Source organism: Bradyrhizobium sp. USDA 336 (genome assembly GCF_044908355.1).
GTDB classification, from domain to species: Bacteria; Pseudomonadota; Alphaproteobacteria; order Rhizobiales; family Xanthobacteraceae; genus Bradyrhizobium; species Bradyrhizobium yuanmingense.
Map to the genome: position 1 here is coordinate 7,998,585 of NZ_JBIYDC010000002.1, position 26,580 is coordinate 8,025,164.

The following is a 26,580-nucleotide window of genomic DNA, read 5'->3' on the forward strand; positions in this document are numbered from 1 at the left end:
CTTCGGATACCAGTCCTTGTTGTGAATCATGATGATGAGCCGCGATAATCTCAGCTTGCTCTTTCCGACTGCCGATGACGCGGCTTTGCACGAGGCCGCCATTGCGCCCATTGAACAGCGGAGTGTCCTCGTTAACGGCGAAATGCGGGACTGGATAGGGCCGGTCAAGAACGTTCTGTCTCCCGTGATGGTCCGCGGAAGTAATGGCGGGTTGACGCAGATGCGGATCGGCAGCCATCCGTCCGGCGACGTCGCGACGGCGATAACCGCACTCGACGCTGCGGTTGCTGCATACGACAGCGGGCGCGGCGCGTGGCCCACCATGCGTGTTTCAGAGCGCATCCTGGCGATGCAAAGATTTCTCGCCGGAATGTGTGCGCGCCGCGCCGAAGTCACACGGCTTATCATGTGGGAGATTGGCAAAACGCTCGCGGATTCAGAAAAGGAATTTGACCGCACAGTGGACTACGTCCGGCAAACAATCGACGCGGTGCGCAATCTCGACAATGCCAACTCGCGGTTCGAAATCGTTGAAGGAGTGATTGCCCTGATACGCCGAACGCCACTCGGCGTTGTCCTCTGCATGGGGCCATACAACTATCCCCTGAATGAAACTTTCGCGACGCTCATTCCGGCGTTGATCATGGGCAATTGCGTCGTCTTCAAGCCGCCCCGACACGGCGTTCTCTTGTTCGAACCGCTGCTGGAGGTGTTCCGGGCCGCGTTCCCGCCTGGAGTAGTCAACTTCGCCTACGGTGAAGGCGCGGAAATCGTCCCGACACTTCTTGAGACCGGCCAAATCAATGTCCTTACGCTAATCGGCTCGAGCCGAGTGGCCGACCACCTTAAAAAACTCCACCCAAAAACCAACCGCCTGCGTGCCATTCTCGGTCTCGACGCAAAGAACGCGGCGATCGTTATGCCTGATGCTGATATCGCACTCGCAGCAAAGGAATGCCTACTAGGCGCGCTCTCGTTCAATGGACAGCGCTGTACGGCCCTGAAGATGCTGCTCGTGCACCGCGATGTCGCTGATTCGTTCATAGCGGCGCTACAAGCGGAGCTCGCCCAACTAAAAATCGGTATGCCCTGGGCGCCAGACGTGACTCTGACGCCCTTGCCAAGTGTCGAGAAAGTAAACCAGATGAGCGCGCTTCTAGATGACGCCGTAACGAAGGGCGCCCGTATTCTCAACGCCGGCGGGGGTACGGCCGTAGGCACTCTTTTCTATCCCGCAGTCGTCTATCCTGTGGGGCCGTCCATGCGGCTCTTTCGGGAGGAGCAGTTCGGACCACTCATCCCCATGTCGAACTTCGAGGATGTCGACCTCGCGCTTGATTACGTGGCCACCTCTGAACATGGCCAGCAGGTAAGCTTGTTCGCCCGCGACCCCGACGTGATCGGTCGCATGTCGGATGTCCTGGTCAATCAAGTCTGCCGCGTCAACTTGAACTGTCAATGTCAGCGTGGGCCGGACGTGTTTCCCTTCACGGGCAGGAAGGATGCGGCCGAAGGCACCTTGTCGGTCACGGATGCGCTACGTTCGTTTTCCATTCGATCGATGGTGGCCGCGAAGTATACGAGCCCATCGCGCGAGATTCTGAATACCATCGTCGAGGGACGGCATTCCAATTTCGTTCACACTGGTTTCATCCTCTAACTAGGGGATCCAAGATGCGTCGCTCTCGCTTTGCCAAAATTGTAGCAACGGTGGGGCCGGCGACGGCCGCACCCGAGATGATCCGCTCTCTTTATTTTTCAGGTGCGGACACGTTCCGGCTCAATTTCAGTCACGGATCGCATGATGACCATGCGGGGGTTCTTGCGTCGATCCGGCGGCTTGAACACGAGGTCGGCACGCCAATCGGCGTGCTGCAGGATTTGCAAGGACCGAAGCTTCGCATCGGCTCATTAGATGGCGGAAAGCTGATGCTGAATGCGGGCGAAACGGTCCGCTTTTCGCTCGACGGAGGAGGGGACGGAAAACAATCCATTCCCCTGCCTCATCCCGAAATCTTCGCAGCCGTCCATCCCGGCCAGGACGTCCTGATCGATGACGGCCGAGTGCGTCTAAGTGTTGTTAGTCCCGGCGACAAGGAGATCGTCGCGAGAGTTGTCGTGGGCGGCGTGATCCGTGACCACAAAGGGGTAAACCTCCCAGGTGCACTCCTTGATATATCCCCCTTGACCCATAAGGATCGCACCGACTTAGCCTTCGGCCTTGAACTTGGCGTCGACTGGGTCGCTCTGTCGTTCGTTCAAAGACCATCGGACCTCCTCGAAGCACGTTCCCTGATCGGTGAAGCTGCAGGTCTGATAGCCAAGATCGAGACGCCCATGGCGCTCGAATGTATCGGCGATATCATTGCCCTGTCGGACGGCATTATGGTCGCGCGCGGCGATCTTGGTGTTGAGATCCCGCTCGAGGAGGTGCCTCCGCGACAGAAGGAGCTCGTTCGCGCCTGTCGGCTTGCCGCCAAGCCCGTGATCGTCGCAACGCAGATGCTGGATTCGATGACGGCTATGCCGACGCCGACGCGCGCGGAAGCGTCCGATGTCGCGACCGCCATCTACGATGGTGCCGACGCTGTTATGCTTTCTGCTGAATCGGCGAGCGGAGCCTATCCCATCGAGGCGGTTACCATGATGGACAGAATCATCAAAAGCACCGAGCGGCATCATCTCTATCGGTCGCTTCTCGACGCCTCGCAGGTCGGTGAGGAAATCACGCCTCCTCATGCGGTTGCGGCCGCGGGCGCGGATCTGGCGGCCGCGATTGATGCGAGGGCGATCATCGGGTTCACCGCAAGCGGGACCACCGCCGCTCGTATCGCGCGTAGAAGGCCGCTGGTCCCGATTCTCGCTCTTACGCCAGACGAGAGGGTCGCGGGGCGCATGAGCTTGCTGTGGGGGGTACACAGCATTGTTGCAGCCGACCCCTCCAGCTCCGATGACATCACGCAAATAGCGGCGGCGACGGCGCGCAAGGAAGGCTACGCCGAGCCGGGTGATTTAGCGATCGTGATCTCCGGAGTGCCATTTGGACTGAGGGGCGCAACCAACAATCTCCGTGTTGCCGCTTGCTAAGGTCACGTAATGCGATCCGCTGGCAGGCCGGCTTGTCTGCTTCCTCCCTAGACTAAGCCGCTGTTGGAGCAATCCAGCAGCGGCGATCTTTTGAGGCGGCAATCTCAATGGTCGATCGCCAGGAAGTGTCAAAGCGACTCATCTCGTGTTTTACAGTATTCCAGCAAGATGTCTTCGTCATTTAAGTGGGTATCTAATTCTAATCGAGACGATATGATGCCGGACGTGCGCGCGTTCCTGGTGCTCTGGGCGCAAGCCTTCAACGCTCACGACGTCGACAAGCTGGCGGCCCTGTACGCACGTGACGCGCTACTGTACGGTACATCGAGCTCGAAGCTCTATTCGGGTGCTGAAGAGATTCGAACCTATTTCCGTCGGACGCATACAGTGGAATTTGAAGCTTGGCGTTCTGCGAGATTGGCCGCCAACCTCGTTCTGGTGGTGGGCAATTATGTCTTTTCCCAATCTTCCACGGATCACATAGCGGCGACACCGGCTCGTTTCACCTTCGTGCTGAGCCACAAAGACGATGCGTGGCAGATCTTGCATCATCATTCGTCCGCAGCCCCTGACTAGTCGATCTGTAAAATTTGCCCCCGACGACGATGTGTTCGAACAACACATCCAATCCGCTTTGCGTCATCTCGCCTCGCTTGACGTGCGGGAGTGAACCTCCAGGCAGCAACTTTGGACTCTGCATCAGGGGTACCGCAATCCACGGCTCTTGAGCGAGCGTGGTTGGCTACCTGTCGCGGTGATCTTGGATCGCTTCTATTCCGACAGCTTCTGGATTGTAAACGCGAGAGCCAAATCTCGGTGCCAGCAGTTCGCTGTGTTAGTACGCAAATGATCTATTCCCCGGTAGGACTAATAATTGTCGCGCTGAATGCGCATTATTCCCGCATAAATTGCTTCTTTTTTCGGCGATTTTTGTAGGATGAATTACTCAAAATTACCCAGTTTTGAGCGCGGGCTCGGTGACTCGGCTGCACCAAGCATATTTTCTTGAAATGTTAGTGACGAGCCACCGCAGAGCGGCCTCACACATACGAATAGCCCACCTCGAGGAGGAAAGCCCAGTGTCAATCGTCCCGCCTACACCAGCGCAGTTGCGAGATGTCGCAGGGCAATGCGGTCTTTCACTTTCCGATGAAGACCTTGTCTCCTTCCGCGGCCTTATCAAGGGGGCGCTTGAAGCCTACAACTATGTCGACGCCGTTCCCGACGAATTGCCTGCGGTGAAGTATCCTCGCACGCCGGGATATCAGCCGAGAGCCGAGGAGAACCCGCACAACGCCTGGTATCGAAAGACGAGGGTGCTGGGGGCGCCTAGTGGGAAGCTCAAGGGAAAGACAGTCGCGCTGAAAGACAACATCATGCTCGCCGGGGTGCCCATGATGAACGGCTCGGCGACGCTCGAAGGATTTGTTCCTGAAATCGATGCGACCATTGTCAGTCGGATGTTGGACGCGGGCGCCGAAATTGCAGGCAAAGTCCACTGCGAATGCTTTTGCACATCCGGCGGCAGCCATACCGGTGCGCTCGGACCCGTGCACAATCCTCACAAGATGGGCTACTCCGCAGGAGGCTCGTCTTCGGGCTCCGGGGTTGTCGTTGCCCTTGGCGAAGTCGATATGGCGATCGGCGGCGATCAGGGCGGTTCAATACGCATGCCCTCGTCCTTTTGCGGAATCTACGGCATGAAGCCGACTTGGGGCTTGGTCCCCTATACCGGCATCATGCCTAATGAAATGACGCTGGATCACACCGGTCCGATGACCGCAACAGTCGCCGACAACGCATTGTTGCTTGAAGTGATTGCTGGAGACGACGGTTACGATCCGCGCATCAAGGCGCCGAAGGTCGAAGACTACACCAAAGCGCTCGGCCAAAGTATCAGTGGATTGAAGATCGGCGTTCTGAAGGAGGGCTTTGAGCAACCCGGAGCGGAGGCGACTGTCAACAGAAGCGTTCGTGAAGCCGCCAAGCGCTTCAAAGATCTCGGCGCCTCGGTAGAGACAGTGTCAGTGCCGATGCACCTCCAGGGAGCCGCAATCTGGACGCCGATCGGTACCGAGGGCGCGACACAGACCATGATGTTCGGCGACGGCTATGGTACCAGCCGATCGGACCTCTTTTCACTGTCGCTCATGGACTTTCATCGCGGCTGGCGGCGGAAAGCGAATTCCCTGTCCGAGCAGGCGAAGCTGTTCCTGATGCTCGGCACATTCATCAATAACAATTATGGGCCGCGATTTTACGGCAAGGCGGTCAACATATCTCGCCGCCTGAGGGCGGCATACGACAACACGCTTAAGGATTACGATCTTCTTCTAATGCCAACGACGCCGATGAAGGCGACCCAGCTTCCTCCGCAGGATGTCAGCCGAGAGGACTATATCGCGCGCGCGACTGAGATGTTCACTAATACCGCTCCGTTCAACTTCACGCACCATCCCGCTATGTCGCTGCCCTGCGGAATGGTGGATGGCCTGCCAGTGGGTTTGATGCTTGTTGGTCGTCACTTCGAGGAGACGACCATCTATAGGGCGGCGCATGCGTTCGAGCAGATTGGCGACTGGAAACAAATGTAGAAGCAATGGGAGGGTGACGCCGAAGCTGTCCCGCCATGATCAATACCACAACCTTAGATGTGACGAGGGAAAGTCGCGCGTGCGAGCACGCGGCGTAAGAGATGACTCGTCAATTTTCTCACGCCAAACGCGATATCGAGAGATGACGGCGCCTGCACGCGGATTGCGGACTCTTTGAGAGACGATCGAGGTTTGAAACGAGTAGAGGAGGGAACTAATGCGCAACTTGTCTGCCTACTTTTTTGCAACAGCCGCTCTGTTGGCGTCGTTTACAGCCGCAAGGGCCGAAGATGTCCTGTCCGAGGTCTCCACGCTGGAGAACGAGTATTTCAACAACTGGTCGCAAGGTGCCGAGCAGGCGGCGAAAGCGCTCGGTTTAAATTACCGCATCCTTTCGGGAAAGGGTGATGCCGCCAAGCAAATCGAAATCTACGAAGCTCAGTTCGCGGCGGGCGTCAAAATTACATTCGGCGAGAATCTGGTCGCTGCAAACATCAAGCCCATCGTCGAGATGGCGAAAAAGGCAGGAGCAGTGCACGTTGCTGTCTGGGAATCTCTGCCGGGCTTTCATCCTTTGGACGGTGGGACCGACAACTATGCCTTCGCGACCTTCTTCACGCCGGACGACGTCGACAACAGCTATAGAATAGCAAAGCTGCTTTTCGACAAGATCGGCGGAAAAGGCAACGTCGTTCATATCACAGGCTTTCCCGGGGTCGATGCGGACATCGCCAGAACCGCAGGCTTCGAAAAGGCCCTCGCTGGATACCCGAACATCAAGGTCGTCGCCCGCCAGCCAGGAAAATGGAACCAGGTCGACTCCCGCAAGGTCATGGAAGACCTGCTGGTCGCACATTCCAAGATCGATGCGGTATTCGGTCAGAACGACTCGATCGCACTCGGAGCCATGCAGGCCGTTGAAGATGCTGGTATGCACATCCCGATCACAGGGCTTGACGGCAACGGCGAAACCCTGAAGCTGGTGAAGGAGGGCCGAATTCTTGCTACCATGGGCTTTACGCCACAGTGGCAGGCCGGTTTCGCACTTGTGCGGGCGTACGACGCCTCCAAGGGGTTCAAGCCGAGTCCGTGCGAACGCATGATGTACACGGGGGCGACGCTGATTACGGCTGCGAATGTCGACAAGTATCAGGCGTTTCTTGCAGGGGAAAAGCTGCCCTTCGACTGGAAGAAAATGTCGCGCGCGCTCCATCCCAACGATTGGGACCCTCAAAACTACGTCTGGCCGATCGACGTGAAGACCTATTGGGGAAGCCGTATGCCCGCCGGTTACAACCTTCCGAAGCCATATCAGGAAGCCTTCGACGCGGGTTGTGTGGGGAAGCTGACGGCGGAGTATAAGGACCACTACAAGCAGCGAATTCCCGAGTAAAATGCGCCTGGATGCCTCCCTTCTCGAGGGAGGCATCCCTCCAAGAAATGCTCAATCGGATCGCAAAATGTTGCAGGCATGGCAGGTCGGGCGTGGGGATGGCGAGCTAGCGCGGCGCATCGTAACCATTTCGGTGTTTGCTGTCGCATGCGCGGCCATCGGCTTGGCGGCCCCCTCATTTTTGACCGTGGGAAACCTGAGGGCGATTGAGCTATCCAGTTCTGTCCTCTTGGTTGCATCGGTCGGTGCGACTTTCGTCATTTTGATGGGCTCCATTGACCTTTCGATCGGAGCGATCGCGAGCTTCTGTGGCATGCTGGTTGCGCGGATGGCGCCGGACTTCGGTTTCTGGTCAATCCCCATTGTTTGTCTGGTGGGCCTGTCCTGTGGTGTGATCAACGGGCTCGTCTACGTCTACCTCAGGATCCCCTCCATCCTGGTGACGCTTGCAACCGCAACGACTCTCTCGGGTGCCGTCCTCTTTGTCTCTGATGGCCGTTCGCTGACGGTATCTGATGCCGCCGTGATCGACATCGCTCAGGGCGCATGGCTGAATGTGATTCCCAATGCGGTCCTGATTTCCCTCGTCATCTATATGGCTGCAGTCGTTCTAGGGGCGCGCACTCGGTTTGGCCGTATGACGCTTGCACTTGGAAGTGACGAGCAAACAGCCGCTCTTGTTGGAGTGAAGGTCAATACGATCAAAATACAGGCGTTTGCGTTGTCCGGCCTCCTGGGGGGGGTTGCCGGAGCGTTATTGGCCGCGCGTCTTGGATCCGCCACAGCGACAATGGGCAGCTTCATGACTCTGGACACCATTACCGCGGTGGTCGTCGGCGGTACTGCGATCACCGGAGGATTCGGCAACGTGCGCCTGACGATTCTTGGGGTGCTTTTCACGACGACTCTTTCGAATGGTCTGAACACGCTTGCGCTCGCGCCTCATCTGCAGGCGATCATCCAGGGGGTCGTCATACTGTTCGCTGTTCTCCTCAACACGAAGCGTGTGAGCGCGGAGGACGTGAGATGACGGCAGTACGCAATCCAATCTTCGCGATGCGAGGCGGATCCAAGAGCTTTAACGGCAATTGGGTCGTGGAAGGAGTTGATCTTCAGATTTTTCCAAACGAGATTGTCGGCATCGCAGGTGAAAATGGGGCGGGAAAATCCACGACCCTCAAAATGATCGCTGGCATCCATCCCCCGAATGGGGGCGAGATGGAGTTATTCGGTAAACCGTTCAAGCCCCTCCGTTACACCCAGGCCGTCGAGGCCGGGATCTCGATGGTGTTCCAGGAGCAGGCCCTTATTCCCAGCCTTTCCGTCTATGAAAATATCTTTCTGTCGCTCGAAGTCAATTTTACCAACCGGCTGGCCCTCGTTGATCGGCAAGCGATGATTGCCCACAGCGAACGGCATCTGAAAGACTTGGGTCTTGCGCACATCGACCCACGTCGGCGGACGAGTGACTACGCCTTTCACGACCGGCAGATGATCGAGATTGCCAAAGCCTTCGCATTGGCTGAGTACTTCCACATTGACCACCCGATCATCCTGCTTGACGAACCGACCGCGGCCATCGGTGAGCGCGAAGTCAGGCTTCTCTTCGACTCGATCCGCCAATTCCGTGCGCGCGCATCCTTCGTTCTTATCACTCACAGGCTTTCCGAATACATAGAGCTGTGCGATCGCATCTATGTCTTCAAAGATGGTCGAAACGTGGGTGAGTTTGCCGGAGAACGGATTTCCGAGCAGAACCTGCACATGGCGATGGTGGGGCGAATCCGGGATGAGGAGTACTTCAAGGAAAAGCGCCAGCTGGACGTCACCGAAGCGCCTATTGTGATTTCGGCGAATGGGCTTGAGGGCGATAACGTCAGGAACGTCAGTTTCGATGTTCGAAAAGGCGAGATCGTCGGACTTGGCGGACTGGTTGGATGCGGCAAAGAGGCCGTTGGAAGGGCAGTTGTCGGATTTGATCCGTTTCCGGCAGCCGGCACCGTCGAGGTGAACGGAAAAGTCCTGCCCCTTCGGAGGCGTGGCAAGGCCGCCATCGCAAATGGCGTAGGCTTCGTCCCCAAGGAACGAAAGACCGAAGGCATCGTACCTTACATGTCAGTCGAAGCGAACATTTCTCTGGCTTCGCTGCCCCTCGTCTCCCGGCTGACTGGAATCATATCGGCAGCGCGAGAACGGTCTTTAGCGCAGAAGCACGTCAATGGCTTACGGATTCGATGCAGCGGGCCGACGCAACTCTGCCAATTCCTCTCCGGCGGAAACCAGCAGAAGGTCGTGCTGGCAAAATGGCTGGCGCGAGGGGTACAGGTTCTGGTGCTCGACAATCCTACCCGTGGTGTTGATGTCGGCGCAAAAGAGGAGATCTACAGTGTCCTCAGGGATCTGACGGACCAGGGAGCAGCCATTCTTCTGATATCGGACGATTTGCTCGAGCTCATCGGTCTGTCAAACCGGATTCTGGTGATGCGCGATGGCGAGATCCAGTTCGAGCGGGACGCGCCTGCCAATGATAAACCGACGGAGCAGGAACTTGTCAGGCACATGGTCTGAGACAAAGGCGCGTAGATCGAGATTGCGACTCGAGGCTACAATGGAGATCGCGAGGCAGTTTGTTCAGCGTCACCGCGCGATCATAAATCCAGGTGGCCCCGCGCTTCTGCTGCTGACGATGGTCATCGTTTTCACAGCCATCAATCCTCGCTTCCTGAGCTGGATAAACCTTTTCAATCTGATGAGACAGTCCTCCATCCTGCTCGTCGTGGCGACCGGCATCACCTTTGTCATTCTCATGGGAGCAATCGACCTTTCCGTCGGCGCGATCGTGACCTTCGTGGCAATCTCCTCGGCAGTTCTGATCCGGGATTTCGGGTTCAGCGCCGCTGCGATTCTGTTTGCTGCTTCCGTCATCGGGGCGCTTTGCGGCCTTTTCAACGCCATTTTGGTGCTGCGCCTGCGGATCCCGTCCTTTGTCGCCACCCTCAGCACCATGACCATCATTGGGGGCATTTCCACCTGGATCAGTGGCGGAGTGAACGTGTTTTTTCGCAGTCCGGATCTCACATGGGTCGCATCCGGTGCAATGATCGGGCGCATTCCAAACTCGGGAATTCTGGCGCTTCTGATATTTGCGGTCGCCTCTTTTATCGGTGCGAGAAGCCATTTCGGGCGATCTCTGTTTGCAATTGGAGGGGGAGGAGTGACGGCTCGGCTTTCGGGCATCGATGTTCTTCGCACGAAAGCAATCGCGTTCGTCGCATCCGGAATGCTCTGCGGAATTGCAGGCTTGTTGCTTGTCGCGCGAACCTCGACCGGAACCGCCCGGATGGGGGATGACCTTTTGCTTCAGGCGATCGCAGCTGTGGTCATGGGCGGGCACCGCTCTTTCAGGCGGTTCAGGAGGCGTGCATCGAACGCTAATCGGGGTGTTGGTGATTGCCGTTCTGCAAAATGGCTTAAACATCGCAGGGGTGCATACCTACATCCAGATCATGGTGACGGGCCTTATCGTCATCCTGGCCGTGACAGTCACGCTCGATCGATCACGGCTTGCCTTCATCAAGTAGACGGGATCTGTTCCGGTATTGAGCGAGTCAATTGGGCGGCTTCCTTGCACAGGCTTCCCTTTCAGGCTTTATCTTGTTTTATGGGAGTGCGAGTGGTGTCCGAACAGCGCCCATGGACATCTCGGAACGTAAACGAGGGCTATGAAGGTGCTACTGGCGAAGCGGTTCGTCTCTGGACATTCTTCGTCGATGCAGAGTCCAATAGCGGCGAGAGGTCTCGCGCATCATTTTATCAATACCGTTACTGCGAACGGCACCAGGAAGGATGTCAGAAGGGCATTCAGGCCCATGCCAAGGCTTGAGAACACACCAGCGATCTCATCAACCTGGAAAGCGCGTGCGGTGCCGATGCCGTGCGCCGCGATGCCTGCGGCAAAGCCTCGAGCCCGAAAATCGATGATGCCTGTCCAGTTCATCAAGGGGGTCACGATGATGGCGCCCATGATACCAGTGAGAATGACTGCGACAGCAGTCACCGACGGATCCGCATGTAGCGTTTCGCTGATTCCCATTGCAACGCCGGCCGTGAGTGACTTTGGCGCAAGAGACAGGATAGTTTCGAGGGGAAGCCCGGCGGCCTCGGCAAGAAGGACCACAGATGTGACAGCTGTAACGGAGCCGGCAACCAGGGCGGTCAGCATCGGAACGATCGCGGCGGTGACCAGCTTGCGATTTTCATAGAGAGGCACGGCGAGCGCGACGGTTGCAGGCCCCAGCAGAAAATGTACGAACTGCGCACCAGCGAAGTAGGTTGTGTAGGAGGTACCCGTCAGAAGCAGAAACAAGCCGATGATCCACATCGCATGCAACACAGGGTTGCCGAGTGGATGACGGCGCGTTGCAACTGATACCGCGTCGGTTATTGCGTAGACCAGCAAAGTGATTGTCAGCCAAAGTAAGGGGGATTGCGACAGATAGACCCAGAGCGAAAACGGATCTTCCTTCATCGAGCGTCCTCTCGGCTTGTGAAGCGACTGACAATCTGGAACGTCAGCACGGTCGCGAGCAAGGTCACAGTCACCGACACCATAAGAATGCAAATGATGCCTATGCCATGCGCAGCGAGCAGATCAAGTTTCTGCACGACCCCAACGCCGGCTGGCACAAAAAGGAGCGACAGGTGAGTCAACAGTCCCTTGCTGACATTCTCCACGCTATTATCCCGAAACGGTCCTCGGGCCATCATCACGAAGCGGTCGCGGGCAAGCAGCGTGATCAGCAAGAGGAGGAGACCAAGCACAGGCCCTGGCAACGGTAAGCTCAGACCTTGCACAATGACCTCGCCGATGAGTTGGCAGAGGAGGACAACAGTGAGACTCGCGATCATGAACGACCCTTACGATAAATCGCATCAAGTCGTTGAGGACCTGACGCATAATCCACAGCCTCCGGCAAAGCGCGATGCATCGTGGCCAAAGACGGAGCGACTCTAGTAATCAGTCCTTATCCTCGTCGGAATTATCGCGCACGCTCCTCTCCCTGTGAGAGAGCTTGCTAGGCAGGCAGCATTGCCTCGTCGATTTTCGATCTATGGTGACCGCAATACGTATTTCAAAAATCAGGAGGTCTCAAGTTTTCTGTGCATGGTTTGGCAAGCACAACTGGTGCTCATCTCGTGAGCCTCTGATCTCTCTATCTCCATTGTTTGGCCGTTGGTCAGAAAACGCACGATAATTGCAAATTGTGTCTCTCATTTTTCGGATGCTGGGATCGAATGTTTTTAATTTGCTGGTTGGCAAGCCAAGTGTCCGGCCTCGATAGGTTGAAACCGTTATCTGCGTAGGCCGCGAGCTTCTCACGATCTTCGTCCGGTCGCCTCTCGAGGTCGCCTGGTCTATTTACCCAAGGTTACCCCGATGCTGCGTCGTGCCCCAATGACCCAGGCGAGTTCATTTGGAAGAATGGCGATTGGAAGCAGGACTTCACTCCGTATCTCGAACCGTTTGATGACGTTCCAATGCGCAAAGTCGAAGTCGAATCGTTCCGCAATGCGAGCGGAAAGAGGTTGGCAGTGTCAATGGGCGACCACGATTGAGATTCTGTTTTGTTGCTCGGCTCCGCTGGCAGACCGGCTCGTCTGCTTTCTCCCAAGACTTAGGCCGCTGTTGGAGAAATCCGGCAGCGGCATTTTTTGGAAGGCTGCCGGTTGTCTCATTCATTGATGCGCACCCAGGAAGGATGTCGCTGGATAGTGTTGTTGTCAAAGCAGGGCTCGCCGGATGGCTGCCACGCCCGTCAGGTGGTGCGGCACCAGCCCGTGGGGGTGCCTGAGGAGGGAGGCGCGGTGTAGTTGCGGACCGCGAACTTCTGGTACTGCCTGCACAACATCCATTCCCGTGATTGCACAGGACCGCATCGACACGCTGGACCGCGTGTCGCGCAGCCGGCATCAAGGTCTGCTGTAGCGGCATCATCGGAATGGGCGAGCAGGCTACCGACCGGCTCCGCATGCTAGTGCTGCTCGCCAACATGACCGTTCACCCGGAGAGTGTTTCCATCAATCTTTGGAACGAAGTCAAGGGGCGTCCCGGTCAACGTAACCGCGGAACGGCCGGATCCCATCGATGTGGTGCGCCTCGTTGCGGTGGCGCGCATCATGATGCCACAAAGCGTGGCCCGGCTCTCTGCCGGAGTTCAGTACATGACTGATGAATTGCAGGCACTCCGCTTCCTTGCCGGTGCCAGCTCGATGTTTATCAGGGACGTGCTGCTGACCACGCCCAACCCGCAGCGCGACCGCGACGCCGAGCTGCTGGGACGGCCAAACCGACATGGATACTGGCGACGGTAGCCAGCTTGCTTCAAACACTAGCTTTGGCATTTTGGCCAATCGACAACAGGGGCAGGCGACCGTCCTGAAGCTCGCGCTTAGCGATTTAACCGCCATATGCTGCTCAGCAATTTTCGGCTCCCGCTCGCGCAGGTAACTGAAAGGCCGCACGATAACGCATGGGGCTAGTACCGATTCTCTGTCTGAAATGATGTCTCAGCGCCTCAGCCGAGCCGAAGCCGGTCTCGACCGCGATACCCTCGATTGGGAGCTGCGTCGCCTCGAGGAGTTCGCGAGCCCGCGACACGCGTGCCTGCGTCAACCAATCACCGGGCGACATTCCGGTTGCCTCCTCGAATCGCCGGATGAAAGTGCGGCGGCTCATTCCAGCGCGGGAAGCGAGGAGGTCGATCGCCAGGTCTTGATCCAAGTGGTGTTGCGCCCACGCAAATATGGATGCCAAGGCATTGCCGTCAAACTTTGTGCCACTGGTCAACCCGGCATCGCTTGGCGCAACTTTGGCTGTCATGGAGGACACGGCGATCATCCGAGTAGCGACCTGCGAATTTCCCGATCATCGCGACAGCGCGACAGCGATGTGAAGCCGGCTGGAAAGTGAGCTCGCTAAGGCGCCCGTTGATCTGCTCGTCCTTCCCGAGTTGGCGGGCGTCGACATTTCTTGGAAAAGCCCAGTCTTCAGCGAGGTCGTTTGGCGTCAGGCCGTCACCACGCACGCCACGAATTTCGTGCACAAGGACCGAAACAAGAGCCTGTCGGACTATCAGGCGATCCGGCAGGAACTCGGTGCAGCCAAGGTGTTGGTCGAGACCTTGCGGCCGTGGCGCGTGGAACTCGCGGCAAGGCTGGATGAGCTCTGGCGAGCCGGCAAGCCGCAGAGCGAAATCCTCATTTCTCGGACCGAGTTCAAGGTGCATGCAGCCGAGGTTGCGAACAAGGTCGCGGCGGCGGCGCTCACGGTTACGGGAGGTTACGGCTATCACCGAGGACCCATCGAGCGCTCCTTCCGCGACGCACGGGCAGCCATAGCCATGGGACCCCGAATGTGATTGCTCGCGACTGGATCGGCAAGGCGCTGGTCGGGCTGCCGCTCGAGCTGTTCTACGAGGGGGGAGAATAGACCGAAATTCGCCGGGCCGGCGGGGCGCTAGCCCTCGCTCGCTCCGGCCTCAGCGGCACGCGCTTCGACAGTGCGACTTCGTACCGTTCTGGAATCCTGCGCCACACGTGTGGGCTGCGCTATTGAAAGTGCATTTGGACGCCGGAGCCCACTGAGCAGCGAGAGTTCGCTTTCCCCGAGGAGTCCAAATCATCCTATGAGCAGATTGTCTGCGGAGACTTTGCCGCAGCTGTCTATCTTGCCCTCTGCAAGCCCGCTCTAGCCGCCCTTCTCAGCTAGACCCGGACAATATCCGCAAGGCGGCCCGTCCTCGGAAGAATAAATCTCAACAACGTAGCGCGGCATTTCCAACACGCGAGACTAACTTGCTCGCTGTTCGCAGGCGTCCGTATCTGGGAAGAGGAACCAGGGTTTGATGCTGATCCCTTTGCGAAGCGAATACATGTAGAAAATTGGAAGGTTTGGGGGGAAAAGCCCTCGAAATTCGCTTCCATTGAAGGTGATAAAGATTGAGTCAGGAAATGCACGTTCGACCGCGCGTTTTTCGATCATGTTCATCCGGTAATATTCTATTGCGCCATCCTCACAACTTCCATTTCCACGATACCATTTCATCGCGCTGGCAAGCAGCCGCTGGAACGTCGGCTCCGGTACGATCTCATCGATTAAAGGACTTTTGCTATCCGCTTCTGCGGCCCTTGTGAGGTCGCCCAACCAACAGCTCTCGAAACCGCGTTCGCGGGCGCCATCCGCAACCTCATCAAAGTACTGGCGTATGTTCAGTGATGAATGTCCGTTCAATTCCGCATGGGTATCGGTGAAAATCAGCCTTAATGCCGCCCCCGGTGCATATGTTGTGCTGATTCGGCGGGTGAAGGCAGCCAAATAGTTGAGACATTCGAAGTCTGGCTTGTCGATGTTGGACCGCGGACCTTTGCCCCAATAGAGCACAAACGGAACGGGATTTCTGACCGCAATTGATTTGGAAATGCTCTGCAACATTGCAGCAGAGTTGTCAGGTTGCTCACGCTTAAAAGCCCAAGTATTAAAGGCTTGCAGGACTTTTTCTGGCGCAATCTCCTTGGCTCGAGGAGTGACAGGCACCGCAATTTCGTTTGATCGTTCAAATGCTCCGTCAACAGCTTTGTTGCCAAAGGGTTGCGAACAAGCCCTAAATTCAGTGTGGGCTAATGCGTCTTCTTTCGAACCAACCGTATCGCAACCCGACATATGAACTCCGAAAGAAGATCTTTTTATCGCGAGTTAATAATCGGTTATTTTTCTCAACGTCAACTCGGGAGAGAGGTGGCCCATCTATTAAGGTTAACCTCACGCTCCGGTGGCCGATCAATGAAGTTAAGTCGCCCGAAATATCCGACGAGTAAGCCCTGCCGATAGGGGGCCTGTTCTCGGCATGAATTTACAAATCCTAGAGTTGCCAAAGCTGATTGCTGAGCGTCGAAGCTCGGCAATTTTCGGCTTGGTGATCATCACCATGGTGTGGGCAGGAGTTGCTGTAAAATACTTCGGCGATGTTCGGGGGGACGAAAGAGAGGCGCATCGGGACGCTCGTAACTTTGCGCTAGTATTCGAAGAGAATGTTCTTCGATCAATCGGAGAAATTGATAAGGCGCTCTTATACCTGCGACGGAGCATTGAGACCCGGAAAAATTCGGTTAGTTTTAGCGCTATTGCCAACACGACCGACGTGCTGAGCGACATTATCGTCCAAGTCGCCATTATCGACGACAAGGGAATTATGCGCGCGTCGAACAGCGGTCCTCAACCCGCGCCTGCCCTTGATCTGAGCGATCGAGAGCACTTTAAGTTTCATTTGAACAACATCGCGGATCAGCTTTTTATCAGCAAGCCGGTGGTTGGCCGTGCGAGCGGAAAATGGTCCGTGCAATTCACGCGGCGCTTCGTGAATAGTGATCAGACGTTCGGCGGCGTCGTCGTGGCCTCGCTCAATCCGGGCCATTTGACGAAATTCTACAACAATATCAATTTTGGATCGGCGGCGGCGATCGCCCTGATCGGAAGTGATGGCGTGGTTCGTTCGAGTGGCGGGAGCGCGGTCGGTTACGCACTTGGGGACGATCTTAGCGGAACACAACTGCTCGACCAAATGGGAGCCGGGGTCGAAACTACATTTGAAAACATTGATCCCGCCAACAACGAAACGCGTTTCATTACTGTCCGCAAGGTCAAGGGCTATCCATTGTGGGTCAGCGTTAGCTTGAGCAAAAGCCAGATCATGGAAAGCTCTCGGAACGCCCTCAAGTTGAATTCGTTGGTGGGTACCGTACTTACCTTGCTGGTTCTCATTGCTCTTGAGCAGCTTCTACGGATAGACGCGAAGGCAAGGCAAAAAGCGAATCAACTTGACCTTACGCTCGAATATATGAATCAGGGAATTATGCTGGTTACCTATGATCAGCAGATTCCGATTATCAATCGTCGCTGCGGCGAGTTGCTCGATTTGCCCGTAGAGTTCATACAGAACCCACCAAGAGTCGATCAACTCGCCGAATACGAGACACCTACGGGCAAACTGACCGAGGCTTCTGTTCGGATCTTGGGAGATCTTGTCGCAGGAGAACTCGGCGTTAGCGAACGAACGATGCCGGATGGATCAATCATCGAAATTCGCAGGGAAAGTCTCCCCGATGGTGGATTCGTCCAAACCTTCACTGACGTCACGAAAAGATCGCGCGCTGAAGCAGATGCAGTCCGCCTTAGTTCCGAGGATTCACTGACCGGTCTCCCAAACCGGCGGATGTTCCACTCCATGCTCGACCAGATGAGCCGCCGGCAACCATCGGCAGTAGACAACGGGCAGCCAGCGGCGGAATTCGCCGTCCTATTTCTTGACCTTGATCGTTTTAAAGCTATCAACGATACCCTTGGCCATCAGACCGGTGACTTGCTGCTGCAGGAGATGGCCCGGCGCTTAAAGAATACGCTCGGTGCAAATGAAGTGCTGGCACGGCTCGGCGGCGATGAATTCGCAGTTGTTGTACCGACGGTTGAGTCTCGACCAGCGATCGCGGACCTGGCGAATAGCATGATCGAGGCAGCACAGAAGCCCTTTGAGATCGGAGGTCACCGAATCCGTTCTGGCATCAGTGTAGGTATCGCCATTGGGCCGTGCGATGGAGTAAATTGCGACGACCTTCTGATTGCCGCCGATCTGGCACTATACGCGGTCAAAGCCCAAGGACGTGGCAGCTATAGATTCTATCATGCTGCAATGAACAGGGAGCTTAGGGAACGACGGCAGCTTGAGATCGATCTGCGCGAGGCGATCGAGCAAAATGAGATGGAGCTATATTATCAGCCCATCCTCAATTTGCGGAGCAACATCATAACCGGCTTCGAAGCCTTGATGCGATGGCGCCATCCGGTCAATGGCATGGTACCGCCGACAACATTCATCGCGGTAGCGGAGGATACTGGACTCATTCAACCTCTTGGTGAATGGGCGCTGAGAGAGGCGTGCCGCTGCGCCGCGCACTGGCCGAACAATCTTAAGATAGCGGTCAATCTTTCCCCGATTCAGTTTTCAGCTTCCAATCTCTCCGAGGTCGTGAGACACGCCCTGGCGGCAACCGGACTTCAGCCGCATCGCCTTGAGCTTGAAATTACCGAGGGAGTATTCATGACCAATAATGAATCCACCCTATCTACTCTGCGTCAGTTGAAGCAACTCGGCGTCCGCATTTCGTTGGACGACTTCGGTACGGGGTATTCCTCTCTCAGTTATCTCCGTAGCTTCCCATTCGACAAAATCAAGATAGATAGGTCGTTTGTTTCTGACCTTGCTGAAGGCACCGAGCACGTTGTGATTGTGCAAGCCGTGGTGAGTATTGCTCGCGCTCTGGGAATGACGACGTTGGCAGAAGGCATCGAAACCGTCGGACAGTATGATTTTCTCGCGGCGCTCGATTGCGACGAAGGGCAAGGCTATCTGTTCAGTCCGCCTGTTCCAATAGCGACAGTTCCTGAAATGATTGCCAAATGGTCGCCCGGGCGCAAATTTGTCGCCTAGAGTTTGGGACCCGCTCGTTTACCCAGCGACTTTCTGAAGGCTGGATTTTCCAGTTTGTTCACCGAAGATCGGCTTCTTGGTTGGTCGCCGAGCCTCGTGCACGAGCAGGAACAGGCCCGATGCAACGACAATACCGGACCCGATCAGAAGAAAAAGCGTCGGCACGTCGCCCCAAACGAAAAATCCAATCGCAAGTGCCCAGACGAGGGTCAGGTAATAGAATGGCGAGACGGCGGCGGCCGGGGCTAGGTGGAGCGCTTGCGTCCAAAAATATTGTGCCGCGGCGTTTGTAACACCGCTCAGGGTCAACATGATTGCGTCAGCCGGCGCCGGCACCCGGAATCCAAACAGCAGTAAGAAGGAATGAAAGAAGGTTACCGTAAGCATCTGCCACATCAACAGCGTCTTTGCAGACTCAGTTGCGGTCATTCCGCGAACGGCAACCGTGACGCTGCCATACATAACCGCGTTTGCCAGCGCAAATAATGCGCCAATCTGCAACGAATCTGCACCTGGATTTACCACAACGATGACCCCCACGAATCCTGTTACCAGCGCGCTCCAACGCGCGATCCCGGCACGCTCCTTAAGCCAGACTAATGACAGCAAGGCCGCCCACAACGATGCAGAAAAATTGATCGCGATCGCGCCTGCAAGGGGCATCAGACTAACGGCGATGACAGTGAACGTCTGCGAGATCGACTGCGACAGCCCGCGCGCAAGGTGGGCGCGGGGCCGCCGAGTGTTAAAGACTGACATGCCCGTTGCCGGGAGGATCAATGCGGCGCAGAGGACAAACGCAGAAACGGAGCGAAAGAACATAACTTCGCCAACAGGATAGAGAGCGGCTTGCCATTTCGATAGTGCGCTCGATAGTGCGAACATCACGCTCGCGGCGATCATGCAATATATTCCGCGAACAACGTCGTCCTTCCGTGAGCCGGGAATGGCCATCGGGTTCTGTGGATGGCCGACGGTGTCCGTAAGATCGCTCATCATGCGTTTCCATGAAGTTGGAAGATTGCGTCAGCGTTGGCCGCGCGACTATCGCTTGCGAGCCACTAGCAAGACTTAGTCTCGCTTAGCTTAAGTATTAAGAAAGCGTTATGGGTAACAGAAACAATTCTTGGTTAATTTTTGAAACATGGCGGGTCCAGTTGCAGAACAGCCCAGCCAAACACGCCCTTGCCTGGCCGCGTGTCCCAGGTAATTGCCGAGCAAATGCCTAAAAGTGTTCTTTTTCTTCCAACCAAATCTGGAGCCATTCAGGATAGGTTGCCGAAATCGAAATCAGAATTGGGTGGGAGCGAAAGACGTGAAAGTTGGGCCTAACGACCCGCCTTCTGGCAACGGATGTAAAAGTCTCGTCTCTTCACCCTTGATATGCTTGGACGGAACGTGGTGGGCAATCGATGTCAACGATCCAGATCTAGAAGTTTATTTGAAGCGGTCGGCTCGCTGCGGCCTTGTGCCGGCAGCTCTGCGTGAACGGAAGACCATTAGTGGACCCGAACTGCCGCGCAAGGGGCGCCAGCGTCGATCGGCTCAAGACCGCGATGGTAGAGGAGCAGAACCACGATGCGGCCGAGATCGTGCAACAGGCGTTGATGCCGACGTCGCCGCGCACCAGGCGAGCTCGGCGAACAGTCGCGGTAGGCCCTTATAGAGCATGGAACGATTGTCGCGGCAGGGCTTATTTGCCGAACCTGAGGTGAGCCGGTAGGACGCCGCCCGCCCTTCCGGCCTCTGGCTCAAATGGCCTTTTTAACTGTGGCACGCATCGCGAGTCACGCGCCTTGGTCTACTCGACGAGGTTCAGAAGTCGCGCAACGCCAGCGGTTGAAGCGGGTTGATGACATTGATGCTACTATTCGTACCCAAAACAGCGCGCAAATTATCATCGTGAAAGTGGTTCGTTATTTGCGGGATGCCCTGCTGCGGCAGGGCGGCGCCTTCGGGGCTCCGATGTACCTACCGATAGACCTTCGACCTATTTGATCGATATCGGTATTACCCTTGGCGCTGAACAACAAGACGATGTGACGGACTTGGATGCCGTAGGGTCATATCGCAAGGTCGGTCACATACCGATCTTGTCGTTGATTCCGCTAGCATTGCCAGCGCCGCACGCGGCTTCGCGCGGCATGATGGTCGGTCGGTTCGTACAGGGCGTTTCAAGCGGCAGGTGTCGACCATTGCTTATTTTGATCGAGTAGGGCGAAGATGCGGTCGGCTGATACCGGCCGACCGATGAGATATCCTTGGACTTCATCACAGCTCGTTTGGCGCAAACGCCCGAGCTGCTCGGCGGTCTCGACGCCTTCCGCTACCACGCCAATGTGCAGATCCTGCGCCAGCGTGATTATTGATTTTACGATCGCCGCGCTATCCGGCCGTGTCAGCATGTCGCGTATAAAGGACTGATCGATTTTGATGCGGGTGTAAGGCAATTTGAGCAAATAGGTCAGCGACGAAAATCCTGTTCCGAAATCGTCGAGCGCCACCGTCACCCCCAGTTGCAGGAGTGAATTCAGGATCGATGATGCCGGCCCGTATTTTGAAATCAGCATCGACTCCGTTATTTCGATTTCAAGTCGGCTAGGGGCAACTCTGGCCTCTGTCAAGGCCTGCACGATTGTTTGCAGGATGCTGGTGTTATGGAATTGAGCTGCCGAGAAATTCACGGCGACCCTGAGATCGGAGGGCCAGTTCGAAAGCGTCGAGCAGGCGCGTCGGATCACCCACTCGCCGATCGGGTGGATCAAGCCGGTTTCTTCGGCAATTGGGATGAACTCAGCCGGCGAAATGACTCCCCGGACAGGGTGTTGCCAGCGCAGCAAGGCCTCAAAGCCGGTTACTCGGTTCTCGCGAATATCAAAGAATGGTTGGTAGACCAGAAAAAGCTCGTCTTTCCCGATCGCCTCCTCCAGATCCCGTTGCAGCGCCCTGCGATCGCGCGCTGATTTGTCGTCGCTGACCTCAAAGAAGCGAACCGTTCCGGGCCCCGCTTTTTTGGCGCGATAGAGCGCAAGGTCGACATTTTTCAAGAGCTCATGGGGCGTATTGCCGTCGCGCGGGGCCAACACGATCCCGACGCTCGTCGCGCTCGCGATCTCGCATCGTTCGATCAGGAATGGTTCGCCGAAAGCCCCGACGAAGCGCTCGGCGATTTCCAACGCGTCTTCGACTTTGGCCAGATTGGTCACGATCAGCGCAAATTCGTCCCCGCCGATCCGCGCGACAGTATCGGTCTCACGCGCGCATCGTTGCAGTCTCGCCGCGGCCTGAACGAGGAACTCATCTCCAGCGGGGTGGCCGAACTTGTCGTTCACTTCCTTAAAGCGATCGAGATCAAGCAGAAGAACCGCGAATTCCTCTCCCGAGCGAGCCAACCGATTGAGGGCGGCTTCGAGGCTTTCGTTGAAGGCGAAACGGTTCGGCAAGTGGGTAAGGGGATCCCGCCGGACCCTCCGTTCGGCTTCCAATTGAGCAATGGTGCGTTTCGTGAATTCGAAAGAATGGGCGAAAACGCCGCGCAGAAGCACGAAGCCATAGGCCACAACAAGAATAGCGACCAGCAGATAGACGAAATCGCCATTTCTGCCGAGGCAGATTGCCGTACCCACAAAAATCGGAGCCGTGAATGCAACCGCCGCCACGGGAATCGTAGCGAAGGCGAATGCTCCGCCCGCGAGCATCCCGGAGCAAAGACATGTGATCACGAGTTGGCCGCCATTTGAGGCGTCGGCGAAGAAAGCGACCGGAACGACCGCCCAGGCTGTTCCAAGAACGAGCGCATTTCGCACCAGCCGATGCATGGCCTGTCGGGAGACGAACTGCGGCTTCGTAATCCGTCGTGATAAACGCGCCTTCAGGCCTATCGATAACGCGCCGCAAACCACGGCAGCTGCCCAGATCAGGGCATAGTTTCTGTTGGGCGAGTGCCAGAGGGCAATTGCAAGCACCGTCGCATTGCAGGCGTTGGCCAGCATTATGCCTAGGGAATAGCCGAGCACGAGGGAGATCTGCTCCGCCCGAATGTGCCCTGCGACCGCTTCATCTGTCGCAGGGCCGCCGAAAGCCGCCAGATCCCCCGCGAATAGCTTCGAGACATACAAGCTCAGATATGTCCTCATCTCGGACCCCGCAGGACTGGCTCTAACGTTGCCGCCAGTGCTGGAAGGTCGCGGCAAACATTTGAGAAAAGATAAATTCTTGAAGTTCGCCACGTCCGGCGGCATGCGTGGCCGAACTCATTATTTAGCGGGGGCGAAGGCGGGGCCGGGCGGGCTGACTTTCGTGTCCTCTATCACCGCAAACCGGGGCACAGTTCTGTACATTACGTACAGACCTGTGCCTGTAATCGATCGCCGAATTCAGCTAACCGACCATGACGGCAGCTTGTGCACTAACCTGAATTAAACGGTGGGTCGGTACGAGATCGACAGAAGATGAGATGCGCACGCGTCGGAAGCTACGCCCGCTTGCGCCGACGACTTTCTCTATCGATGAGATCGGTGCCGATCGTGGACGCCCGACATCTCGCCGCTTTCCTGCGACATGTCCGATAGAACGAAGCAATGCTGCGCGTTCACCCTAAGAAACGCGCGATGCGAACGCAAGGCCAGGTCGAATATCGCCCAGGCCAACGAGGTGATGTGTAGGCGTTTGGTGATCACCGCGTTCGTCCACGCCAGAGCCTCAGTCGCGTATCCGCAGCTGAGGATGACGAAGTCGTCGGCGTACGCGACAACGTCCGCACGGAATGCTTCCCCACGCGCCGTCAGCCGCCAATGCTTCAGGAACCAATTCATAAAGATGTTGGCAAGCAGTGGACGACGATCTCCGCATCCCTCTAGCCGGTGTCCCATTGCCCCGACCTAGTTCGAGCGCTGGCGGCAGAAGGCGCTTGAGGCGGTGGCCGGTTGTTTTCTCGTCGAGCCAAGGCGGGACTGCTGCCCTCGCTCCTACGGAGCGATCGTGGGTGTTTCATGCGCAATCGTGACCTTGTCTCCGACAGCTTCCTGACACTGACAGCGGTCGGTCTGGTGGTGCTCTGCTCGAGCCTGCTCGCCTTTGCGTTCACTTGAAGCGAACGCGCTCGCTGCGTTTCGCGCCTTGACCAAGCTAAGTGCTTGGCGGCTCGCAAGCCCAGCAGCACGGTGCCTGACACTGAACGCCGGTTGCCGTCCGCCTCGGTAAGGCCGATCGAGGTGTTTCGAGACCAGCCCCTCAGAACAGGTCTGGCCCGCGTTGGGATCAATTTTAAAGACATTGTCGAGGTTAACACTAACTCCGCCTCGTCGGCGCGCGCACAACGCCATTCTTGTTAGAGCGATCCAGAAGATGGATTGCAGTGCGGCTCGCACTCAAACTGGAAGTGAAATGCGACAATTATCCTAGCGCTGCTAGGGAGCGCAATCAGCGCCCCAAGAAGGTGGAGGGCGCTTTTTAGTGCAGGCTAGTGCAACACTCGAGCGGCTTCGGCGAGCCGGACCTTTTCTCTCAGCTCATCAAGGTCTTCGATCTCGTCGAGCAATCTCACGAGCTTCCGAGCGATATGTGTCAAATCGGGCTTTGGGCGCCGGATAATGCGACTACGTTGTCCCATCGGTGCACGCCTCCATGCTGCGGGACGTGCAATTGGCAAGGAGCGTGCCACCCCATGAAGGGGATGGATGCGACGCGCCGCGGAAGGCCGGGGCGGAAGCTGCCGCTTAGATGGGCTCGCGGGCTCGAGCGAGCTCGCATACAGTTGAGCTGCGGGCCGGCACCCCCGGTTGCAATCTACAGTCCAAACCAACTCACCCGCCGGCTCACGCTGGCGGGCTTCTCTCTCGCGGCTCTCTCAGACGACCTGTTTAATGGGTTGATAACTGGGAGGATCGCAATGCACAAAATGATCACGGCGGGAGTTCTGACTGCCGCGCTCATCCTTGCGGCCTGTGGCAGAGAGCCTGGACCTAAAGGTGATCCAGGGCCGCAGGGGCCGACCGGCCCCGCAGGGGGCCCAAGGGATTCAGGGGGTGCCGGGACCACAGGGCCCAGCCGGTGCGCAAGGACCACAAGGACCGCAGGGGCCAAAAGGTGAGAAGGGAGACAAGGGCGATCCGGGGACGTCAACATCCGCGCAGTGCAAGCTGATGGCGCCGTCAATTGCAACAACAGCGAAACGCTAGTGTCGGTGTTCTGTCCAAGCGGAGGCGCCGCCGACGGAGCGAAATGCGGGACGTCGCCGACAGTCGGGCTTTGTTTGAAGAAGTGAGTGCTCAGGCCCGCCGGTTCACGCTGGCGGGCCTAGCCGGTTGGGAGAACCGTCACTGTCGGCGCGAACCGTTCTGAGAATGTTGCGGCCTTTGCATCCCGTGCTGCGGAAAGGGCGGCCGAAATAAACGCGGAACATCCGATGGTTGCCAGCGCCAGGAGAGCCGCACCGAAAATCAGGCTACGCATTCCACCCTCCCTCAATGGGCGTTACGATCACAGGTTCGAATTGCATTGTTTCAGTTTCGCTTCGTTGGGCGCCTAAAATGGCTTCGTACACGCGGCCGTGAATACGCTGAACCAGAAGCCTTCGATCGCCTCGTTCGACATCGACCTCGCCGCCGTCAAGGATGTGATCCTGACGCATTTGCATTACGACCATGCCGGCAATTTCGACCGGTTTTCGAATGCGCGGTTTCATCTTCAGGAGCGCGAGCTCGCCTACGCCACCGGGCGTTACGTGCAATATCCGCGGCTGTCGCATTCCTTCGAGGTCGAGGATGTCTGCGGGATCGTGCGGCTGAACTATGCGCGCAGGGTGCTGTTCTACGACGGCGGCGCGGAGATTGCGCCGGGATTGACGGTCCATGCCGCGGGCGGACATTCCGCCGGCCTTCAGTTCGTCCGGGTCAACACGCGCCGCGGCCCTGTCGTGCTCGCCTCCGACGTCAGCCATTTCACCGAGAACATGACCAGCGAGCGTCCGTTCACGACGGCGTTTCACGTCGGCGACATGCTGGGGCGGGTTTCGACAAGCTGCGGGCGGCCGCGCCCGACGCGGACCACATCGTACCCGGTCATGATCCGCTGGTCATGAAGCTCTATCCGGCACCGAGCCCGGAGCTGGCTGGTGTCGCCGTCCGCCTCGACGTCGCGCCGTCCGTGGGTGCTCATTCCTGAGACGGCCGGTGGGCGCCGGCGTAACCTGGGCTTGGAATATCGATTTTCTAAGCCGTCGTGCCCGGTTCGAACAAGCCTGCTGGCTAGTCCGTCCGGGTAGGGAACGGCTCATACGCGGCTCATGGATTTACGCAAAGCGTCGACCAGTAGCCAAAATTGAGCGTTCGTCGTGTTTTTCCGCTGTCGCCTTGTGTTGATCCCGAACAAGCTTCTACGATAGCTCGTTCCCATCTCGAGTTGGGCGCAGCCGCCAATTCTTGTCTTGTTTGCGATGTTGCTTGGGAGACTGCCGTCAAGCATCGGGTTGCTGGTAACCTCGGCCGGGATTCCTGCAGCATCCAATTCTTCCAGAACGATATCGCGCAACTCGTCGTCCAGTCCGCCGAGCTGAATTCTTCCATTCGCCTGGGTGTCCGTACAGCCGTGCAAGCTGATACAACGTTGAGCGTTTTCAGCCAACTTCGTGGCTATTGGCTCATCGTAGTGGGAAGCCGTCACATGCAGGTCGCCGTTGCTGGAGGGCAACAACCCTTCAAACAGCCAGAGGTCATGAAATCCAAGACCATCAACTGCGGTCGCCAGCGTAGCCGGATGATAGCCTGCCGTAGCTAGAGCGATCTCGCTTGTGCCGGTCTCAATGCCACCTCCGTGGAGGGCCATGATGATCTTTTGTGTTTCCGTGTTGTCCGTAACCTGTTCTTCCACCAGTTGGCGCCACTCATGACGTAGCCATCTTTTTCCATATGCCATCCCTTCGACGTTGTTCGGATCATCGTACAGAGCAGTCATGGAATCATATTTG

19 protein-coding genes and 1 pseudogene are annotated in these 26,580 nt (G+C 57.0%); 12 read left to right on the forward strand and 8 right to left on the reverse strand.

The window, feature by feature from the left end:
* Positions 1-28 precede the first annotated feature (28 nt).
* From ABIA45_RS38110 to ABIA45_RS38145, 8 genes are all read left to right on the forward strand, one after another.
* Positions 29-1,660: an NADP-dependent glyceraldehyde-3-phosphate dehydrogenase gene (locus ABIA45_RS38110; RefSeq protein ID WP_225133358.1), complete on the forward strand. Its 1,632-nt coding sequence runs from the start codon at positions 29-31 to the stop codon at positions 1,658-1,660.
* A gap of 14 nt (positions 1,661-1,674) precedes the next feature.
* Positions 1,675-3,087, forward strand: coding sequence for a pyruvate kinase (gene pyk / locus ABIA45_RS38115; RefSeq protein ID WP_225125240.1), 1,413 nt, complete (start codon positions 1,675-1,677; stop codon positions 3,085-3,087).
* Between the two features lie 213 nt (positions 3,088-3,300).
* Complete coding sequence (locus ABIA45_RS38120) at positions 3,301-3,663, forward strand: SgcJ/EcaC family oxidoreductase (RefSeq protein ID WP_036008279.1); 363 nt, start codon at positions 3,301-3,303, stop codon at positions 3,661-3,663.
* Positions 3,664-4,166: 503 nt separating this feature from the next.
* A complete protein-coding gene (locus ABIA45_RS38125) occupies positions 4,167-5,681 on the forward strand; it encodes an amidase (RefSeq protein ID WP_225133356.1) in 1,515 nt (504 codons plus the stop codon).
* 217 nt (positions 5,682-5,898) lie between these two features.
* The gene (locus tag ABIA45_RS38130) at positions 5,899-7,074 is read left to right on the forward strand and encodes a sugar ABC transporter substrate-binding protein (protein WP_225125244.1); all 1,176 of its coding nucleotides are present in this window, start codon (positions 5,899-5,901) and stop codon (positions 7,072-7,074) included.
* A gap of 67 nt (positions 7,075-7,141) precedes the next feature.
* Positions 7,142-8,104: an ABC transporter permease gene (locus tag ABIA45_RS38135; protein ID WP_225133355.1), complete on the forward strand. Its 963-nt coding sequence runs from the start codon at positions 7,142-7,144 to the stop codon at positions 8,102-8,104.
* Positions 8,101-9,642, forward strand: a complete 1,542-nt coding sequence (locus ABIA45_RS38140) for a sugar ABC transporter ATP-binding protein (protein ID WP_404655446.1) — start codon at positions 8,101-8,103, stop codon at positions 9,640-9,642. Before ABIA45_RS38135 ends, ABIA45_RS38140 begins: the two co-directional genes overlap by 4 nt.
* A 40-nt stretch (positions 9,643-9,682) precedes the next feature.
* Complete coding sequence (locus tag ABIA45_RS38145) at positions 9,683-10,957, forward strand: ABC transporter permease (RefSeq protein WP_404655447.1); 1,275 nt, start codon at positions 9,683-9,685, stop codon at positions 10,955-10,957.
* Here ABIA45_RS38145 and ABIA45_RS38150 read toward each other — a convergent pair.
* Both ABIA45_RS38150 and ABIA45_RS38155 read right to left on the reverse strand, forming a co-directional pair.
* On the reverse strand, positions 10,880-11,602 hold the full coding sequence (locus tag ABIA45_RS38150) for an LrgB family protein (protein WP_404655448.1): 723 nt from the start codon (positions 11,600-11,602) through the stop codon (positions 10,880-10,882). The genes ABIA45_RS38145 and ABIA45_RS38150 overlap by 78 nt on opposite strands.
* Positions 11,599-11,982, reverse strand: coding sequence for a CidA/LrgA family protein (locus ABIA45_RS38155; RefSeq protein ID WP_225174463.1), 384 nt, complete (start codon positions 11,980-11,982; stop codon positions 11,599-11,601). The genes ABIA45_RS38150 and ABIA45_RS38155 overlap by 4 nt, the downstream gene beginning before the upstream one ends.
* A gap of 1,018 nt (positions 11,983-13,000) precedes the next feature.
* Here ABIA45_RS38155 and ABIA45_RS38160 point away from each other — a divergent pair.
* Positions 13,001-13,446, forward strand: a pseudogene (locus tag ABIA45_RS38160) (biotin synthase); the annotation flags it as partial.
* A 103-nt stretch (positions 13,447-13,549) separates the two neighbouring features.
* Here ABIA45_RS38160 and ABIA45_RS38165 read toward each other — a convergent pair.
* Positions 13,550-13,972, reverse strand: a complete 423-nt coding sequence (locus tag ABIA45_RS38165; RefSeq protein WP_404655449.1) for a helix-turn-helix domain-containing protein — start codon at positions 13,970-13,972, stop codon at positions 13,550-13,552.
* Between the two features lie 112 nt (positions 13,973-14,084).
* Between ABIA45_RS38165 and ABIA45_RS38170 the strand changes: the two genes are divergently transcribed.
* Positions 14,085-14,492, forward strand: coding sequence for an acyl-CoA dehydrogenase family protein (locus tag ABIA45_RS38170; RefSeq protein WP_404655451.1), 408 nt, complete (start codon positions 14,085-14,087; stop codon positions 14,490-14,492).
* Positions 14,493-14,923: 431 nt separating this feature from the next.
* Here the strand turns inward: ABIA45_RS38170 and ABIA45_RS38175 are convergent, their stop codons facing one another.
* Positions 14,924-15,793: a hypothetical protein gene (locus ABIA45_RS38175; RefSeq protein ID WP_404655453.1), complete on the reverse strand. Its 870-nt coding sequence runs from the start codon at positions 15,791-15,793 to the stop codon at positions 14,924-14,926.
* A gap of 184 nt (positions 15,794-15,977) precedes the next feature.
* Between ABIA45_RS38175 and ABIA45_RS38180 the strand changes: the two genes are divergently transcribed.
* Positions 15,978-18,614, forward strand: coding sequence for an EAL domain-containing protein (locus ABIA45_RS38180; RefSeq protein WP_404655455.1), 2,637 nt, complete (start codon positions 15,978-15,980; stop codon positions 18,612-18,614).
* An 18-nt stretch (positions 18,615-18,632) separates the two neighbouring features.
* Here the strand turns inward: ABIA45_RS38180 and ABIA45_RS38185 are convergent, their stop codons facing one another.
* From ABIA45_RS38185 to ABIA45_RS38195, 3 genes are all read right to left on the reverse strand, one after another.
* A complete protein-coding gene (locus tag ABIA45_RS38185; RefSeq protein ID WP_404655456.1) occupies positions 18,633-19,610 on the reverse strand; it encodes a DMT family transporter in 978 nt (325 codons plus the stop codon).
* Between the two features lie 1,178 nt (positions 19,611-20,788).
* The gene (locus ABIA45_RS38190) at positions 20,789-22,750 is read right to left on the reverse strand and encodes a putative bifunctional diguanylate cyclase/phosphodiesterase (protein WP_404655458.1); all 1,962 of its coding nucleotides are present in this window, start codon (positions 22,748-22,750) and stop codon (positions 20,789-20,791) included.
* Positions 22,751-23,116: 366 nt separating this feature from the next.
* Positions 23,117-23,428 (reverse strand): hypothetical protein, encoded by a 312-nt coding sequence (locus ABIA45_RS38195; RefSeq protein ID WP_404655460.1) that lies wholly within the window; start codon positions 23,426-23,428, stop codon positions 23,117-23,119.
* Positions 23,429-25,164: 1,736 nt separating this feature from the next.
* Between ABIA45_RS38195 and ABIA45_RS38200 the strand changes: the two genes are divergently transcribed.
* Complete coding sequence (locus ABIA45_RS38200) at positions 25,165-25,695, forward strand: N-acyl homoserine lactonase family protein (protein ID WP_404655461.1); 531 nt, start codon at positions 25,165-25,167, stop codon at positions 25,693-25,695.
* 191 nt (positions 25,696-25,886) lie between these two features.
* Here the strand turns inward: ABIA45_RS38200 and ABIA45_RS38205 are convergent, their stop codons facing one another.
* The gene (locus tag ABIA45_RS38205; RefSeq protein WP_404655462.1) at positions 25,887-26,567 is read right to left on the reverse strand and encodes a poly-gamma-glutamate hydrolase family protein; all 681 of its coding nucleotides are present in this window, start codon (positions 26,565-26,567) and stop codon (positions 25,887-25,889) included.
* Positions 26,568-26,580: the final 13 nt, after the last annotated feature.

Bases quoted from the DNA above. Each gene is read 5' to 3' on its own strand.
- ABIA45_RS38145 (WP_404655447.1), top strand. From the start codon at position 9,683: ATGGAGATCGCGAGGCAGTTTGTTCAGCGTCACCGCGCGATCATAAAT.
- ABIA45_RS38185 (WP_404655456.1), bottom strand. From the start codon at position 19,610: ATGAGCGATCTTACGGACACCGTCGGCCATCCACAGAACCCGATGGCC.
- ABIA45_RS38175 (WP_404655453.1), bottom strand. From the start codon at position 15,793: ATGTCGGGTTGCGATACGGTTGGTTCGAAAGAAGACGCATTAGCCCAC.
- ABIA45_RS38155 (WP_225174463.1), bottom strand. From the start codon at position 11,982: ATGATCGCGAGTCTCACTGTTGTCCTCCTCTGCCAACTCATCGGCGAG.
- ABIA45_RS38135 (WP_225133355.1), top strand. From the start codon at position 7,142: ATGTTGCAGGCATGGCAGGTCGGGCGTGGGGATGGCGAGCTAGCGCGG.
- ABIA45_RS38150 (WP_404655448.1), bottom strand. From the start codon at position 11,602: ATGAAGGAAGATCCGTTTTCGCTCTGGGTCTATCTGTCGCAATCCCCC.
- ABIA45_RS38180 (WP_404655455.1), top strand. From the start codon at position 15,978: ATGAATTTACAAATCCTAGAGTTGCCAAAGCTGATTGCTGAGCGTCGA.
- ABIA45_RS38140 (WP_404655446.1), top strand. From the start codon at position 8,101: ATGACGGCAGTACGCAATCCAATCTTCGCGATGCGAGGCGGATCCAAG.
- ABIA45_RS38165 (WP_404655449.1), bottom strand. From the start codon at position 13,972: ATGATCGCCGTGTCCTCCATGACAGCCAAAGTTGCGCCAAGCGATGCC.
- ABIA45_RS38190 (WP_404655458.1), bottom strand. From the start codon at position 22,750: ATGAGGACATATCTGAGCTTGTATGTCTCGAAGCTATTCGCGGGGGAT.
- ABIA45_RS38195 (WP_404655460.1), bottom strand. From the start codon at position 23,428: ATGAATTGGTTCCTGAAGCATTGGCGGCTGACGGCGCGTGGGGAAGCA.
- ABIA45_RS38120 (WP_036008279.1), top strand. From the start codon at position 3,301: ATGATGCCGGACGTGCGCGCGTTCCTGGTGCTCTGGGCGCAAGCCTTC.
- ABIA45_RS38130 (WP_225125244.1), top strand. From the start codon at position 5,899: ATGCGCAACTTGTCTGCCTACTTTTTTGCAACAGCCGCTCTGTTGGCG.
- pyk (WP_225125240.1), top strand. From the start codon at position 1,675: ATGCGTCGCTCTCGCTTTGCCAAAATTGTAGCAACGGTGGGGCCGGCG.
- ABIA45_RS38205 (WP_404655462.1), bottom strand. From the start codon at position 26,567: ATGACTGCTCTGTACGATGATCCGAACAACGTCGAAGGGATGGCATAT.
- ABIA45_RS38110 (WP_225133358.1), top strand. From the start codon at position 29: ATGATGATGAGCCGCGATAATCTCAGCTTGCTCTTTCCGACTGCCGAT.